Annotated in this window: 13 protein-coding genes; 9 read left to right on the top strand and 4 right to left on the bottom strand. The window is 49.9% G+C overall.

What is annotated here, in order from left to right; translation table 11 throughout:
* Positions 1 to 291: 291 nt before the first annotated feature.
* From ACI4WN_RS08290 to ACI4WN_RS08280, 3 genes are all read left to right on the top strand, one after another.
* Complete coding sequence (locus ACI4WN_RS08290; protein WP_439777777.1) at positions 292 to 1,365, top strand: PTS sugar transporter subunit IIC; 1,074 nt, start codon at positions 292 to 294, stop codon at positions 1,363 to 1,365.
* A gap of 286 nt (positions 1,366 to 1,651) precedes the next feature.
* Entirely contained in the window at positions 1,652 to 2,935 is a 1,284-nt protein-coding gene (locus ACI4WN_RS08285) for a uracil-xanthine permease family protein (protein WP_439777776.1), read from the top strand.
* Between the two features lie 157 nt (positions 2,936 to 3,092).
* A complete protein-coding gene (locus ACI4WN_RS08280) occupies positions 3,093 to 4,343 on the top strand; it encodes an aminotransferase class I/II-fold pyridoxal phosphate-dependent enzyme (protein WP_439777775.1) in 1,251 nt (416 codons plus the stop codon).
* Between the two features lie 85 nt (positions 4,344 to 4,428).
* Here ACI4WN_RS08280 and ACI4WN_RS08275 read toward each other — a convergent pair whose 3' ends face one another.
* The gene (locus ACI4WN_RS08275) at positions 4,429 to 6,510 is read right to left on the bottom strand and encodes a putative ornithine decarboxylase (protein WP_439777774.1); all 2,082 of its coding nucleotides are present in this window, start codon (positions 6,508 to 6,510) and stop codon (positions 4,429 to 4,431) included.
* A gap of 273 nt (positions 6,511 to 6,783) precedes the next feature.
* Between ACI4WN_RS08275 and ACI4WN_RS08270 the strand changes: the two genes are divergently transcribed.
* Positions 6,784 to 8,232, top strand: a complete 1,449-nt coding sequence (locus ACI4WN_RS08270) for an APC family permease (RefSeq protein WP_439777773.1) — start codon at positions 6,784 to 6,786, stop codon at positions 8,230 to 8,232.
* A gap of 36 nt (positions 8,233 to 8,268) precedes the next feature.
* Here ACI4WN_RS08270 and ACI4WN_RS08265 read toward each other — a convergent pair whose 3' ends face one another.
* The gene (locus ACI4WN_RS08265) at positions 8,269 to 8,466 is read right to left on the bottom strand and encodes a hypothetical protein (RefSeq protein WP_439777772.1); all 198 of its coding nucleotides are present in this window, start codon (positions 8,464 to 8,466) and stop codon (positions 8,269 to 8,271) included.
* Positions 8,467 to 8,572: 106 nt separating this feature from the next.
* Between ACI4WN_RS08265 and wecB the strand changes: the two genes are divergently transcribed.
* Complete coding sequence (gene wecB / locus ACI4WN_RS08260) at positions 8,573 to 9,715, top strand: non-hydrolyzing UDP-N-acetylglucosamine 2-epimerase (protein ID WP_439777771.1); 1,143 nt, start codon at positions 8,573 to 8,575, stop codon at positions 9,713 to 9,715.
* Positions 9,716 to 9,763: 48 nt separating this feature from the next.
* On the top strand, positions 9,764 to 10,108 hold the full coding sequence (locus ACI4WN_RS08255; RefSeq protein ID WP_439777770.1) for a hypothetical protein: 345 nt from the start codon (positions 9,764 to 9,766) through the stop codon (positions 10,106 to 10,108).
* Between the two features lie 569 nt (positions 10,109 to 10,677).
* Here the strand turns inward: ACI4WN_RS08255 and ACI4WN_RS08250 are convergent.
* On the bottom strand, positions 10,678 to 11,169 hold the full coding sequence (locus tag ACI4WN_RS08250; RefSeq protein WP_439777769.1) for a GtrA family protein: 492 nt from the start codon (positions 11,167 to 11,169) through the stop codon (positions 10,678 to 10,680).
* Entirely contained in the window at positions 11,162 to 11,608 is a 447-nt protein-coding gene (locus tag ACI4WN_RS08245; protein WP_008462713.1) for a flavodoxin, read from the bottom strand. Before ACI4WN_RS08245 ends, ACI4WN_RS08250 begins: the two co-directional genes overlap by 8 nt.
* A gap of 148 nt (positions 11,609 to 11,756) precedes the next feature.
* Here ACI4WN_RS08245 and map point away from each other — a divergent pair, with 148 nt between their 5' ends.
* From map to galU, 3 genes are all read left to right on the top strand, one after another.
* Entirely contained in the window at positions 11,757 to 12,584 is an 828-nt protein-coding gene (gene map / locus ACI4WN_RS08240) for a type I methionyl aminopeptidase (RefSeq protein ID WP_008462712.1), read from the top strand.
* Positions 12,585 to 12,588: 4 nt separating this feature from the next.
* Positions 12,589 to 13,515, top strand: coding sequence for a YihY/virulence factor BrkB family protein (locus ACI4WN_RS08235; protein WP_439777768.1), 927 nt, complete (start codon positions 12,589 to 12,591; stop codon positions 13,513 to 13,515).
* Between the two features lie 100 nt (positions 13,516 to 13,615).
* Entirely contained in the window at positions 13,616 to 14,530 is a 915-nt protein-coding gene (gene galU, locus ACI4WN_RS08230) for a UTP--glucose-1-phosphate uridylyltransferase GalU (protein WP_008462709.1), read from the top strand.
* Positions 14,531 to 14,557: the final 27 nt, after the last annotated feature.

Raw genomic sequence — 14,557 nt, 5'->3', positions numbered from 1 at the left:
TGTTTTTCGCTCTTTTTAACAAATCCAACTTCTTTCAAATTTATTAAAAAAGTCACCATATTTAACCAAAAACTAATAAATTAACCCTAAGGATCTGGTGTAAGCGGGCCCAACATTCGTTAAAGAAAAATATGCAAAGTCTTGAAAAAAGTGGTTGAAAATAGTGAAAACTTTATCTATACTTTAAACATCAGATTTATGAGAAATTACTTAATAGTTTTTAATCTTTTTCATAAAGCCTGGAGAAATGTTATCATATTAGTTTTTATACCGTTAGGAGGCGGAGACTTTATGTCTGAAACAACTCAAACAAAAGAAACAGTTGGATCATTTACTATGAAAGTTCTTAATGGTTCAGCAACAGCCATTATCGTGTCACTTTTGCCGAGTGCGATTTTGTCAACTTTCTTGACTCCTTTTGCGGAAAGTAATGCGATTGTGGCCGCTCTTTTGCACACTGTGACCGTCTTCCAATACTTTTTCGCAGTAATGTGCGGTTTCTCAACCGCTAAGCAATTTAACCTTGGCTATACCGAAGCTGCCTGTGTGGGCGGCGCAGCCTTCTTGGGTTCTGGCTGCGTCACTGCGGTTACCACCACGGTTAAGGGCGTAACCACGACTTCCTTCCAGCTGGCCGGCATGGGCGACGTGATCAACACTATGCTGACTGCAGCCGTTGCCGTTCTCTTTATCAAGTGGGTGGGCAACCGCTTTGGCTCACTGGGGATTGTCTTTTTCCCAATCTTAGCTGGTACCGGCGTTGGTTTCCTGGGCAGCCTGACTAAGCCTTACGTATCCCTGGTAACTACCGGGATCGGTGACGTCATCAACACCTTCACCAAGCTGGCTCCATACCCAATGTGTATCTTAATCGCGATGTCATTTGCGATCATCATTGTCACTCCTTTATCTACTGTCGCAATTTCTGTCGCAATCGGTCTGGCTGGCATGGGTTCAGCCGCTGCCGGCTTTGGCTTGGCTAGTGCCGCAGCCTTCCTCATCTGGGCAACCCTCAAGGTTGACAAGCCAGGTGTTCAAGTTGCCATCTTCCTTGGCGCCATCAAGATGATGATGCCTAACTTCTTAAGATACCCAGTCATCGGGATTCCAATCGCCTTGACTGCGGCTGTCTCAACCCTGAGCGTGCCAATGCTGGGCATGCAAGGGACCCCAGCTTCTGGTGGTTTCGGCCTGATCGGTGCCGTTTCACCGTTAGCTGCCTACAACGCTGGCTTCCACAATGTCTTTGTCTTAGTTGTAGTCTGGGTGGTTGTGCCATTTGCAGTTGGCTACTTAATGAAGAAGATCTTCGTTGACTGGACCAAGGTCTGCAAGCCAGAATACTTTGTCACTCCAGCACGTTAAAAAATTATTGCTCCTTAAATTTTATTCTTGTCTTTGTACTAACTTACTACACATTAAAGTCCGCAGTTTGCGGGCTTTTTCTTTTGTTCGGATTTTAGGTGCCTTTCCTTGACAAAAATTCACATTATCGGTAGGATAAAATCTAGAAATTGTTTAAGGAACCTTTAAATTTAGTCCCGTGAGGCTGAAAAGGATCGCTTGGGCACTTGCCCCGTAATCTGGCGCCTTCCTCATGCAGGATAGGGCGCTTTTTTAATGGTTCCAGTTATAGAAAGGGGAAGTTATCGTGTCCGATAACAAAGAATTCCGGAATCCGGAAGCTGTCTTAGACATCCAAGACAAGCCAAAGTTTGGCCCTTGGCTGCTCTTGTCCATTCAGCACCTGTTTACCATGTTTGGGGCCACTGTCTTAGTTCCAATCCTGGTTGGCTTAAAGCCCAGCATCGCCCTCTTTTGTTCAGGCGTGGGTACTTTAGTTTACATCTTCTGCACTAAGGCCAAAATTCCAGCTTACTTAGGCTCATCTTTTGCCTTCATCGCCACCATGCAGGCACTGATGAAGTCCTACGGCTACCCGGCTGTGGGCCAGGGGGCCATTGCGGCTGGTTTAGTCTACGTCATTGTCGCCTTGCTCATTTCCCGCTTTGGGTCTGACTGGCTGGACAAGGTCTTGCCGCCAATCGTGGTGGGGCCGATCATCATCGTCATCGGCTTATCCTTAGCGACGACTGCCGCCAACGACGCCATGTTTGATGGCAAGGGCAAGTACAGCCTGGTTTACTTCGGGGTGGCCATTTTTACCCTGATCATCACCATCATCTTCAACATGTTCTTAAAAGGCTTCCCAAGCATGATCCCAGTCTTGCTGGGGATCGTCTGCGGCTACTTGATGGCCTTAGCCTGCGGGATCGTTGACCTATCCGGCGTTGAAGCAGCTAAATGGTTCTCCTTGCCAGCCTTTGACGTGTTAGGTGTCAGCTACCGCTTCAAGTGGTACCCAACCGCCATTATCACCATGGCCCCAATCGCCTTTGTCACCATGACCGAGCACATGGGCCACGTGATGGTCTTAAACAAGTTGACTAAGCGGAACTTCTTTAAAGATCCAGGTCTGCACAAGACCTTGCTTGGTGATGGTCTGTCCAGCATCATCGCCGGCTTCTTGGGTGGTCCGCCAACGACCTCATATGGTGAAAACATCGGCGTCTTGGCCATGACCAAGGTCCACAGCATCTACGTTTTAGGTGGGGCAGCGATTTTTGCCATTATCTTCTCCTTCATCGGCAAGGTGTCAGCGGTCATTGAATCCATTCCAAGTCCGGTTATCGGCGGGATTTCCTTCCTGCTCTTTGGGATGATTGCGGCGAACGGCTTGCGGATCCTGGTTGACAACAAGATCGACTTTGAAAAGAAGCGCAACTTGGTAATTGCCTCTGTCATCTTGGTGGTCGGGATCGGCGGGACCTACTTGAAGATGGGCGACTTCCAGTTGACCAGCATTGCCTTGTCAACTTTGTTTGGGATCATTCTCAACCTGGTCTTGCCAGAAAAGGCAGCTAGTGAAGCGTAACTTATAAGATAATAAAAGATAGTCGTTTTTCACTACGGTAGGATGCGACTATCTTTTTTCTTTGAGAATTAAGCCAGGAAAGAGAAAAACTGTTATGATAGAAAGAGCACAGCAATCTGCTGAATTATTGAAAGTCATTTACAGAGGTATTTTCATCATGAACAATTTACCTGAAGAACTGGCCAAGGTTGTGCAGGAAGTCGACGAACAGATCGCCGACCGCCTGCGCGAAATCGATGACCAAGTCGTTTACAACCAAGCCAAGGTCCTGGAAGCCTTCGTTGACAACGCCGTTGCCGAAGCTGACTTAAAGGGGACCAACGGCTATGGCGACGACGATGAAGGGCGCGACAAGCTTGAAGCCGTCTACGCCCAAGTCTTCCATACTGAAGACGCCCTGGTGCGGCCACAATTCGTTTCCGGCACCCACACCCTGATGACCGCCTTAGACGGGAACCTGATTCCTGGCGACACCTTGACTTACTTAACCGGGATGCCATATGACACCCTGCAGCACGCCATCGGCTTGACCGATGACAAGGCCGGCACCTTGATCGAAAAGGGCGTTCATTTTTCCTACGTGCCGCTAAAAGAAGACGGCAGCGTTGACTTTGTCAAGGGCAAGGAAATCTTGGAAAGAGACCAGCCAAAGATCGTGGCTATTCAGCGCTCTCGCGGCTATGATACCCGGGAAAGCTTTCCAGTTGCCAAGATTCGCAAGATGATCGATTTTATCAAGGAAGTGAGTCCAAAGTCCTTGATCTTCATCGACAACTGCTACGGTGAATTTTCTGAAAAGCACGAGCCAACCGAATACGGCGCTGACTTTATGGCGGGCTCTTTGATCAAGAACGCCGGTGGCGGGATCGCTCAAACCGGTGGCTACATCGTCGGCAGAAAGGACCTGGTGCACCGGGCAGCTAGCCGCCTTTTTGCCCCAGGGATCAGCGATTCTGAAGGCCCAACTTTAAACAGCCTGCACGAGTTCTTTGAAGGCTTTTTCCTGGCACCAAACGTGACCGGGGAAGCCATCAAGGGGATGATCTACTCAGCGGCCTTAATGGAAAAATTGGGTTTTGACGTCTCCCCAAGATGGGATGCACCGCGGACTGACTTAATTGAGCTGATCACTTTTAACGACAAGGAAAAGATGATCAAGTTCTGCCAAGAAGTGCAAAAGAACTCCCCAGTTGACTCCTTCGTAACGCCAATCCCAAGCCACATGCGGGGCTATGAAGATGAAGTCATCATGGCCGGCGGGACCTTCGTTTCTGGCTCCACGGTAGAATTCTCAGCCGATGGCCCAATTCGTCCGCCATACGCGGTTTACATGCAGGGTGGCTTGACTTACGCCCACGACAAGATTGCCGTAACCAACGCAGTTAAGGCAACCTTGTTTGACAAGTAAAATTTTTAATTAAAAAAGACCAAGTAACTCTTAACTGAGTACTTGGTCTTTTGCTTTATTGTTTTATCTAAGGTCTGGTTTCAGCTTATTCCGGAATGACTTCGGCATAAACGCCGCCGCCCTTTTGGTAGACGCCTTGGATTTCCGGGTCAAAGCCTGGGAAGGTCTGCGCCGCGGTCATCAGCAGGTCGAAGTAGTCAATGTCGATCTGCTGCCACTTTTCCCCAGGAGCCACGATGAAGACGCCTGGCGGGTAGGGCAAAGCCCCTTCTAAAGCAGTGCGGCCAACTAAGTCTTTGAGCTCGACCAGTTCGGAGTCGCCCTTGACGAAGCGGCGGTCGGCCTCTTTTGGCGTCATCTGGTAATTTTGGAAGGTCGGCTTCAAGAAGAGGGCCTTTTGCAGGTCAAAAATCTTCCCCTCTTGGTAGAACTGGTGGATTTCCTGGCAGAGCTGGTAGAGGGTATATCCTTCGTACCGGTCTGGGAATTCCTGCACCAGTTCTGGCATGATGGCAGCCAGCGGCTTTTTAGCCAAATATGCTTCTTCAAAGTCCATCAAGGCGTTAAAAAGCCCGTTCATGTCGACTTCGCTTTCCCCTGGCGTGAGCAAGTAGAGGGTGGAGTAGCTGTCTGACTTTTCGGGGATGATGTGTTTTTCGTGCAGGTAGCGCTCAACCACGGTGCCTGGCAATCCTTCTTCGGTGAAGCTGCTCTTTTCCAGGTCGATCCCTGGGGTCATCAAGGTTACCTTGACGGGGCTGAGCATGATTTCGTCCTTGGCGATCTTGTTAAAGCCGTGCCAGGCATCACTTGGGTCCAGCAGCCAGGCGGCTGGATCGTGGGCTAATTCCTCAGTTGGGACGTCGGCCCACTTTTGTCCGTGGACAGTTGGCGGCACCAGCGGCTTAAAGAGCTTGCTGTTTTTAAAAAGCTTTTTTCTAAACTCGATGCCCAGCTTGACTGTGTCATCCCACCAAGTGTTCACGGCAGGGGATGCAGCCATGGCGGCGTTAGCCACCATCGAAGCGTAAACCGGGTAAGAGTAAGACGTCGTTACGTACTTCATGTAGGCGTGGTTGAAGTGCTTGTGGTCGACGTAGCGCTTTTGCGCCTTGAGGTGGCTGTCCTTTTTCAAAATTTGGGAGGCCTGGCCCACGCCGGCTTGCTGCTTGTGGACGGACTGGGTGATCAAGATGCCGGGATCATCTGGCCCGTAGGTCAGCTGGAGGGGTGACAGGGGCCGCAGGACGTCGACAAACTGCTCGTAGCCGCCCCAGGCGCAGTCAAAGAGGATGTAGTCGCAGAGCTTGCCCAATTTTTCTAAAAGGAGCTTAGCGTCGTAAAAAATCCCGTCGTAAGTTTCCAGCTGCAAGACGGCCAGGCGGAAGGGCCGGTCAGCCTTGGCTTTTGCTGGATCTACTTTGGCGATTTCGCTTCGGATGTAGTCTTCATCTAAGGCTTTTTCCGTCAAAGGCCCAATCAAGCCGTCGGCGTTGCGATCAGTTGGCAGGTAAACGGGCTTGGCGCCGGTCATGACCAGGGCAGAGTTGTAGATGGATTTGTGGTTGTTGCGGTCAAAAAGAACCAGGTCACCTTCGTCAAGCAGGGCAGTGGTACAGATGGTGTTGGCGCTGGTCGTCCCGTTGGTGCAGAAGTAGACCTTGTCAGCGCCAAAGGCTTGGGCTGCTTGCTGCTCAGCGTCAAGCGGTGACCCCGTGTGGTTCATCATGTCGCCCAGCTCCGTCACGCAGTCGGAGGTGTCGGCTCTAAAGTAGTTGTCGCCGAAAAAGTTCCGCAGTACCTTGCCGGCTGGGTGGCGGTCGTAAAAGCGGCCGTTGTGGTGGCCCGGCGTATCAAAGACCAGGTCGTCTTGGTCGGCATAGTTGACCAGGTCAAGGAGGAATGGCGGTACCGTTGCTGCCTCATAGCGGCTGGCAGCGTCAGCGATTTCTTCACTGTCTTGGCCTCTGTATTCGATTAGCGGCAGGTCCAGCTGAAGGGTATCCTTGAAAGTTTGGTAGAGGCCTTTTGACCGGGAGTCATTGGGGTCAACGACAACGGCAGCGAGGTCGGCTGGATCAATTTTCTCTGATAATTCGACCGTCGGCCAAGCCACCGGCAGGTAAGGAAAAAGTTCCTTTTTAGCGGCGATTGATAAGTAATGCATATTGGTTTCCTTTCTCATGCTTGATGATTCTAATTATACAATCTTTGATCATTAATACAAAATTGGGAAGCGTTTGCTTGATTTCTGGTGAAAAAGTTCTAGCATTTTTTCACGTAGGGTAATAAAATTAAATTTATAGTTTTCTTAATTTTTGGCAAAGAAGGAAGTGAAAGCGTGAATTTAAGCACTTACTGGTTCTTGAAGCGGAAAAATAAGCCCCCGTGCCTGTGGCTGACCAAATTTGTCAGTTAAGCATAAGGAGTAATTTTTTTAATGATCGAAGATACTAGCAAAAAACACTACATGGCCTGGATGACCCTGGCCATGCTCGACTTTGTGACCATCATCCGTTTTGAGGATGTGTTCTACCCATACCAGAATCAGGGATTATCCGTTATTTTCTCCTGGATCTTCCTTTTAATTTGCTACCAGCTGCCATACACCATGATTGCTACCCAGCTGGGGCTAGCATATAAAGATACGGAAGAAGGGGGGCTGGCCTCCTGGATTCGGCGCGGGACCGGCAGCGACGTCTTAGGCTACGCAACCAGCTGGATGTACTGGGCCCAGACCGTGCCCTACCTGGTCGACGTGTCCAACTCCATCATCGTGTCCATTTCCTGGATGATCCTGGGCAACAACACCCTGAACAAGCACATGTCCCCATTCATGTTTGGCTTGCTCACTTTTGTCATCATCTTAATCTTCATTTTGTGTGAAAGTGCGTATAAGAATTCCCTGGACCTCTTGTCCTTAATCGGCGGGATTGCCATGTTCGCCATGTCTATCATCTTTGTCATTTTGATCATCTGGGCCTTGATGCACGGGGGTCACGTGGCAACCAAGATGAACTCCTGGTCCAGCTTTAAGCCGAACTTCTCGGTGCACTACTTCTCAACGACCGGGTTGTTGATCTTTGCCATGTCTGGGGCGGAACTGGCTGCGCCGTATGTCACCCGGTTAAAAAATCCTCGCAAGGAATTTCCAAAGTCCATGTGGATGCTTTTTGCCATGACGGTCTTCATGACCTTGACCGAAACTTTGGGTTTGGCCGTCCTGTTTGATGCCAAGCACATCCCTCACGACTTCAAGATGAACGGTGCTTACTACGCCTTCCAATTGCTGGGCGAAGAAGCCGGCATGGGCAAGAGCTTGATGTACATGTACGCTATTGTCTGCCTTTTGAACTTCTTGGCCGACTTAGCGGCCCTGATCGACGCCGCCAGCCGGGTCTTTGCCTCTGACACGTCTGAAAAGTACATGCCAAGCTGGCTGCGGAAGAAGAACAAGTCTGGCTTGCCAGTCAACAGCTACGTTTTGACTTGCTCCATCACCTTGTTCTTGCTGCTTTTGTCAGGGACTTTGCCAGAAATCAACGATATCTTCAACTGGCTCTTGAACCTGAACGGGATCGTGTCACCATACAAGACTTCCGTTGTCTTCTTAGCCTTTTTGGCCTTCCGCTACAAGCACAGCACTTTTGGCAAGGACGACTTCGTCTTTATCAGAAACCAAAAGGGTGCCTTGGCTGTCGGCTGGTGGTGCTTCATCTTCACCTTTATCTGTGCGACCATGGGCTTCTTGCCGCAAGACGTGGCCTTCAACACGCCGCAATGGGGCAAGCAGCTTTGGATGAACGTTGTAACGGTTATTGTCCTCTTCGGGACTGGTTTCCTTTTGCCATGGCTGCGGAAACTGGAACTCAAGAGACAAAAAGCTTAATTTTAGCAAAAGAAAAAGCGCCTTTTGGCGCTTTTTTTAATGGAGTAGTCTGGCTGGATCCGCCAGGAAGTAGCCGGTCAAGTAGATGATTGCTAGAATTAGGGCAATGGCAACGACCAGGAGGGCGATGCGGACTTTTTTGCTCAGGGCCTTATCGAAGGCGTAAACCAGGGAGAAGCCGGCGATGATCATCAGCAGGCTGTCCAGCATTAGGGGGATGATGTTGACTGACATTTTTTACCTCGATTCTAGCTTATATTTTAATAAAAATTAGGCTAATCTGCAGATTTTTGATAAAGTAAAGTTAGCAATTTTCGCAACTTGCTAAGGAGACCTGCAAATGAACAAGATTAAAGTTATGACCGTTTTTGGCACGAGACCAGAAGCCATCAAGATGGCGCCACTGGTTTTGAAGCTGGAAAAAGACGACCGCTTCGAGCCGGTCACTGTCGTTACCGCCCAGCACCGGGAGATGCTGGACCAGGTGCTGGAGATTTTTAACATTAAACCAGACTACGACTTGAACATCATGCACCAAAACCAGACCCTGGCCGACATCACGACCCGGGTGTTGACCGACTTGACCAAGATTATCCACGAGGAAAAGCCGGACCTGGTCCTGGTGCACGGCGACACGACCACCTCATTTGCAGCCAGCCTAGCCAGTTTTTACGAGCAAACGCCACTAGGCCACGTGGAAGCGGGCCTGCGGACCTGGAATAAGTATTCGCCCTTCCCAGAAGAGATGAACCGCCAGCTGACCGATGTCTTGACCGACCTCTACTTTGCGCCAACGGCGGTGAGCCGGGAAAACTTGCTAAAAGAAAACCATGATGGCGAGAATATTTTTGTCACCGGCAACACCGCCATCGACGCCTTGAGCCAAACGGTGCAGGAGGACTACCACCACGAGGTTTTGGACAAGATTGGCGCCGGCAAGCGGATCATCCTGGTTACCATGCACCGGCGGGAGAACCAGGGCGAGCCGATGCGGCGCGTTTTCAAGGTGATGAAGGACGTGGTCGACCAGCAAGACGATGTGGAAATCATCTATCCGGTCCACCTGTCGCCGCGCGTGCAGGCAGTAGCCAAGGAGGTGCTGGGCGGCGATCCGCGGATCCATCTGATTCAGCCGCTGGATGTGGTGGACTTCCACAATTTGGCCAAAAGAAGCTACTTCATCATGACCGACTCTGGCGGCGTGCAGGAAGAGGCGCCGTCTTTAGGCAAGCCGGTTTTGGTTTTGCGCGACACGACCGAGCGGCCAGAAGGGGTGGCGGCCGGCACCTTGAAGCTGGTGGGAACCGGCGAAACGTCTGTTCGCTCCAGCATGCTGGAACTTTTGACCGACCAGGCCGCCTATGACCGGATGGCCGAGGCCAAGAACCCGTACGGTGACGGGCATGCCAGCCAGCGGATCTTAGACGACATCGCCTGGTACTGCGGCGGCAAGCAGGGCGAGAAGCCGGCCGATTTTAAGTAAGTTAGGTAGTGGGATCCCCCGACTGGGTGTCGGGGGATCCTTTTTGGTGTGGGGCGGGGCAGAATTCGCCCCCAAAGTATGTCAACCGATCTGGATTTTGTCGAAAATCGCCCCCGAAGTATGTCAACCGGTTGGATTTTGGGTGGAATTTGCCCCCGAAGTATGTCAACCGGTTGGATTTTGGGTGGATTTTGCCCCCGAAATATGTCAACCGGTTGGATTTTTGCCAAAAATTGCCCCCAAAGTATGTTAACCGGCCTGGATTTTGTCGAAAATTGCCCCCGAAGTATGTCAACCGGCCTGGATTTTGTCGAAAATTGCCCCCGAAGTATGTCAACCAGGTCGACTTTTGGCAAAAGATGCCCTCAAAGTATGTCAACCAAGTCCGGTTGAGTCAACTTGGGGGCGAAAAAGCAGAAAAACGAGCCCGGTTGAGTCAACTCGGGGGCGAAAAACAGGAAAAACGAGCCCGGTTGAGTTAACTCGGGGGCAAAAAACGGCAAAAACGAGTCCGGTTGAGTCAACTCGGGGGCGAAAAACGGGAAAAAGCAGTCCGGTTGAGTCAAGTTGGGGACGAAAAATAGGGAAAACGAGCCCGGTTGAGTTAACTCGGGGGCAAAAAACGGCAAAAACGAGTCCGGTTGAGTCAACTCGGGGGCGGGATGCACACAGATTGACTCAAGTAACTGAGGATGCGACCCAAAATTTACTCAACTACACGCCTTTTTGGAAAAAGCATGCACACAATCATACTCAAGTAAGCAAAACCACGGCCCAAAATTTACTCAACTGGCAGCAGATCGGGGCTAGTTGAGTAAGATCATGAGCAGCTTTTTTCTTACTTGAGTAACTTTGTGAGCAGCCACAACGCCAGTTGACATAGTTTTTGTGCAAAAAAGCCGCCCCCCGGCCGCACGCCCCGCCTCGCCACACCCCCCACGTCCAACTAAAAAAACACCGAATCATTTCGATTCGGTGTTTTTCTTTAGCCGGTCATGTACGCGCTTCATCATGCTGCGCTCCTGCTTTTCAAAGACTGACTTGGTCGTCAGATAGTTAAAGATCCCAACCAGCACCTGGTCGATAATCTTGACGATCAAGGCATCCCAGTGCAGTAGCGACATCCCGACCCACATGATCAGGGTGTCGGGGATCAAGCTGATGATCCGGTAGGTAAAAAAGCTGGCGAGTTTTTGCCAGATATTGTGGTCATGGTCGACATTGCTAGTGAACACGGCCTTGTGGTTGAACCAGAAGGAGGCCAGGTTCGAGATGATAAAGGCCACCGTGTTGTCGATGACCAAAACCGTATGCAAGACGTCATGCATAAACATGAAGACCACGGTATTGATTAAAGCGGCGACGAAGCCAAAGAACATGTAGACCCAGAGGTTTCTGTGTCTTTTAAAAATCTTCCGGCCCAGCGCCCGTCTTTTTTTCGTAGAATTATCCATTTAATTTGTTTGCTAGTTCCTCAGCAGCTTGGTCAATGCGGTCGATATCTTCATCAGTTGGGGCATTTTCAACCGTCAAAGGAGCGATCAGTTCCTTGGCTCCGCAAGCCAGGAAGGCCTTCTCAAAGTCGAAGACGTTTTCGCAGTAGTGTTCCTTGTAAGTCTTGTCCCCAGACCCCATCACGGCAAAGTACTTGCCGCTTAAGTCCAGCTGCTTGAGCTGCTCGTAAAAGTCGACCAGCTCGTCGGTCATGGCGCCTTCACCGTAAGTGTAGGTTACCAAGACGCAAAGATCGCTGTCTAAGTAGTCGCTGGCGTCGGTAAAGCTGACGTCAGAGGTATCAACGTCTAAGCCGGCGTCCAGCAAGTCCTCTTCCAGGATTTCAGCCATATCTTCATCATTGCCGGTCATGCTGGCAAATACGATTTTCGCTCTCATGAAATGTGCTCCCCTAAAAAATTTTACTAGAACATTATACACGATTTCCCTCAACTTGGCGAATCAATTGCGCTCGCGCCTTTAGGATTTAAGGAAAAACGGTTATAATTGGTAAGTAAGTAAATTCATTACGAAAGGAAAAATTAAATTGATTACCATTAAATCAGTTCGTGAATTAAAAGGTATGCAAGCTTCAGGTCACTTATTGGCCACCATGTTTGAAGGCTTGCGTGATGTGATTAAGCCAGGCATCTCCACCTGGGACATTGAAGAATTTTGCCAAGAATTCGTTTCAAGCCGGGGCGGCCGCCTGTCAGAACAAGGCTTTGAAGGCTACAAGTACGGCACCTGCATCTCCGTTAACGACGAAATTGCCCACAACATCCCTCGTAAGAACGTCTTCTTAAAGGAAGGCGACCTGGTAAAGGTTGACGTGACCTGCAACTTGAACGGCTACGAATCAGACTCTTGCACTACTTACGGCGTTGGCAAGATTTCTGAAGAAGACCAGCACTTGATGGACGTAACCAAGAAGGCTATGTACCTGGGGATCGACCAAGCCGTTTTGGGCAACCGGATCGGCGACATCGGTGCTGCCATTCAGCACTACGTGGAAGATGAAGAAGGCTACGGCGACGTCCGGGAACTGATCGGCCACGGCATCCAGCCATCCATCCACGAAGACCCAGAAGTACCGCACTGGGGCAAGGCGGGCCATGGTCTGCGTTTAAGAGAAGGCATGACCATCACGGTTGAACCAATGGTTGAAGCGGGCGGGGACTGGCACATCTTGCAAAAGACCGTTGACGATCCAAACGACGACTGGGTCTTTTACGCAACGCCAGATGGCTCTAAATCTGCCCAATTTGAACACACCTTTGCCATCACCAAGGATGGTCCAAAGATCTTTACCTTGCAAGAACCATACGATGGCTTGGAAAAGTACATCCCACACTTTGACGAAATGGATGACTAAGTAGATGAAGGGAAAAATTGAAAAAGGACAAAAGCAGGTTGCTGAGTTCTTTAAGACCCTGTCATCCGTCATTTCGCAGGGGGAAATTTTTCAAAGCTCCATCGTCATTGCCTACTACATCCTGTTTTCAATTTTTCCCATCATCATCATTATCGGGAACGTCTTGCCGCTGTTTAAGATCGACACGGCCCCGATTGCCGAGTACCTGACCTTGATGCTGCCAAGCGACGTGACCCACTACGTGATCCCGATCGTGGAAACCCTGCTTAAGTCCCAGTCGACCGGCTACATTTCCTTCGGTGTGATCGTGGCGGTTTGGTCCATGTCCAGCATGGTCAATGCCATCCGCGTCGCTATGAACCGTCTTTATGGGGTGCACAATACGGAGTTAAAGCTAGGCTTTTGGCACTTTATCTGGAACCGGACCTTGACCGTGGTCTTTAGCGCCTTGATGGTAACCATGTTTCTCGCCTTGGCCCTGGTCTTGATGTTTGGGCAGGATCTTTTGAACATGGTCAGACCCTTTTTAAGCTTTTCAACGGCTTGGATCGACCAGCTCTTCAGCTACCGCTGGCTGGTTTTGCTGATCTTGATGCTGATCAGCGTAGCTTACCTTAACTGGATCGTGCCCAATGTCCACTTTAAAAAGGCCCTTTTGCCGGGGACGATTACGACGGTGGCCGGCTGGGAAGCTTTATCCTACCTGTTTTCTTTCTATTTAAAAAATTTCCCGGTCACTTGGGAAAATTATGGAATCGTTGGGACTTTTATCATTTTTATGCTTTGGCTAAACCTCTTGGCGATTTTGCTCTTGGTAGGAACCGCTGTCAACGTCACGATCGACCAGCTCAGGTATGGCAAGGCAACCTATTCTAGCGGGCCTTTGGCCGAATATCTGGCTAAAAAGCGCAATGGCAAATTTTTGCCATAAAGAAAAAAGTCTAGAATAGGGACTTAGAATATGTTATTATACAAATGCATTGTATAAGGCTTTCATTTTTGCCGAAATTAAGAAAAGAGGATGTAAATCAATGAAAGTAAGAAAAGCGATTATCCCAGCTGCTGGCTTGGGGACGAGATTTTTGCCAGCAACCAAGGCTATGCCTAAGGAAATGCTGCCAATCGTCGACAAGCCAACCATTCAATTCATCGTTGAAGAAGCCATGGCTTCCGGCATTGAAGACATTTTGATCATCACTGGCCGCAGCAAGCGGTCAATCGAAGACCACTTCGACTCAAACCCAGAACTGGAAGACAACTTGACCGAAAAGCACAAGGATGCGCTTCTCAAGTTAGTTCGCGAAACCACGGTTTCCAACATGAAGGTTAACCTGTACTTCACCCGTCAACCACACCCAGCAGGTCTTGGGGATGCCGTTAACCGGGCTAAGAGCTTTATCGCCGGCGAGCCATTCGTAGTTATGCTGGGTGATGACTTGATGAAGGACAAGGTGCCTTTGACCAAGCAATTGATCGACTGCTACGATGAAACCCACGCTTCAACCATCGCAGTTATGAAGGTGCCTCACGAAGAAGTTAACAAGTATGGTGTCATTGACCCAGCTGGGGAAACTGCACCAGACCTGTACAACGTTAACACCTTCGTAGAAAAGCCAGACATTGACAAGGCTCCATCAGACCTGGCCATCATCGGCCGCTACCTGTTGACGCCAGAAATTTTTGATATGCTGGACAAGCAAAAGCCAGGTGCTGGCGGCGAAATCCAACTGACTGACGCCATCGACGCCTTGAATAAGACTCAGCGCGTCTTCGCCCACGAATTCAAGGGTGAGCGCTTTGACGTCGGCAACAAGGAAGGCTACATGGAAACGTCCATCCAATACGGCTTGGAACACCCAGAAACCAAGGATGAACTGCGCAAGTACATCATTGAACTTGGCAAGAAGCTGGAAGCTGAAGGCAAGAAGGCTGCTCCTAAGAAGTAATTCTAGCTAATTAAAAAAACTCCGAAT

Source organism: Lactobacillus sp. (genome assembly GCF_051893255.1).
Taxonomy (GTDB): domain Bacteria; phylum Bacillota; class Bacilli; order Lactobacillales; family Lactobacillaceae; genus Lactobacillus.
The sequence above is the reverse complement of the archived record's forward strand: the minus strand, read 5'-3'. Positions and strand labels throughout refer to the sequence as shown.

Bases quoted from the DNA above. Each gene is read 5' to 3' on its own strand.
- ACI4WN_RS08235 (WP_439777768.1), top strand. From the start codon at position 12,589: ATGAAGGGAAAAATTGAAAAAGGACAAAAGCAGGTTGCTGAGTTCTTT.
- wecB (WP_439777771.1), top strand. From the start codon at position 8,573: ATGAACAAGATTAAAGTTATGACCGTTTTTGGCACGAGACCAGAAGCC.
- ACI4WN_RS08275 (WP_439777774.1), bottom strand. From the start codon at position 6,510: ATGCATTACTTATCAATCGCCGCTAAAAAGGAACTTTTTCCTTACCTG.
- ACI4WN_RS08280 (WP_439777775.1), top strand. From the start codon at position 3,093: ATGAACAATTTACCTGAAGAACTGGCCAAGGTTGTGCAGGAAGTCGAC.
- ACI4WN_RS08270 (WP_439777773.1), top strand. From the start codon at position 6,784: ATGATCGAAGATACTAGCAAAAAACACTACATGGCCTGGATGACCCTG.
- ACI4WN_RS08265 (WP_439777772.1), bottom strand. From the start codon at position 8,466: ATGTCAGTCAACATCATCCCCCTAATGCTGGACAGCCTGCTGATGATC.
- ACI4WN_RS08245 (WP_008462713.1), bottom strand. From the start codon at position 11,608: ATGAGAGCGAAAATCGTATTTGCCAGCATGACCGGCAATGATGAAGAT.
- galU (WP_008462709.1), top strand. From the start codon at position 13,616: ATGAAAGTAAGAAAAGCGATTATCCCAGCTGCTGGCTTGGGGACGAGA.
- ACI4WN_RS08290 (WP_439777777.1), top strand. From the start codon at position 292: ATGTCTGAAACAACTCAAACAAAAGAAACAGTTGGATCATTTACTATG.
- ACI4WN_RS08250 (WP_439777769.1), bottom strand. From the start codon at position 11,169: ATGGATAATTCTACGAAAAAAAGACGGGCGCTGGGCCGGAAGATTTTT.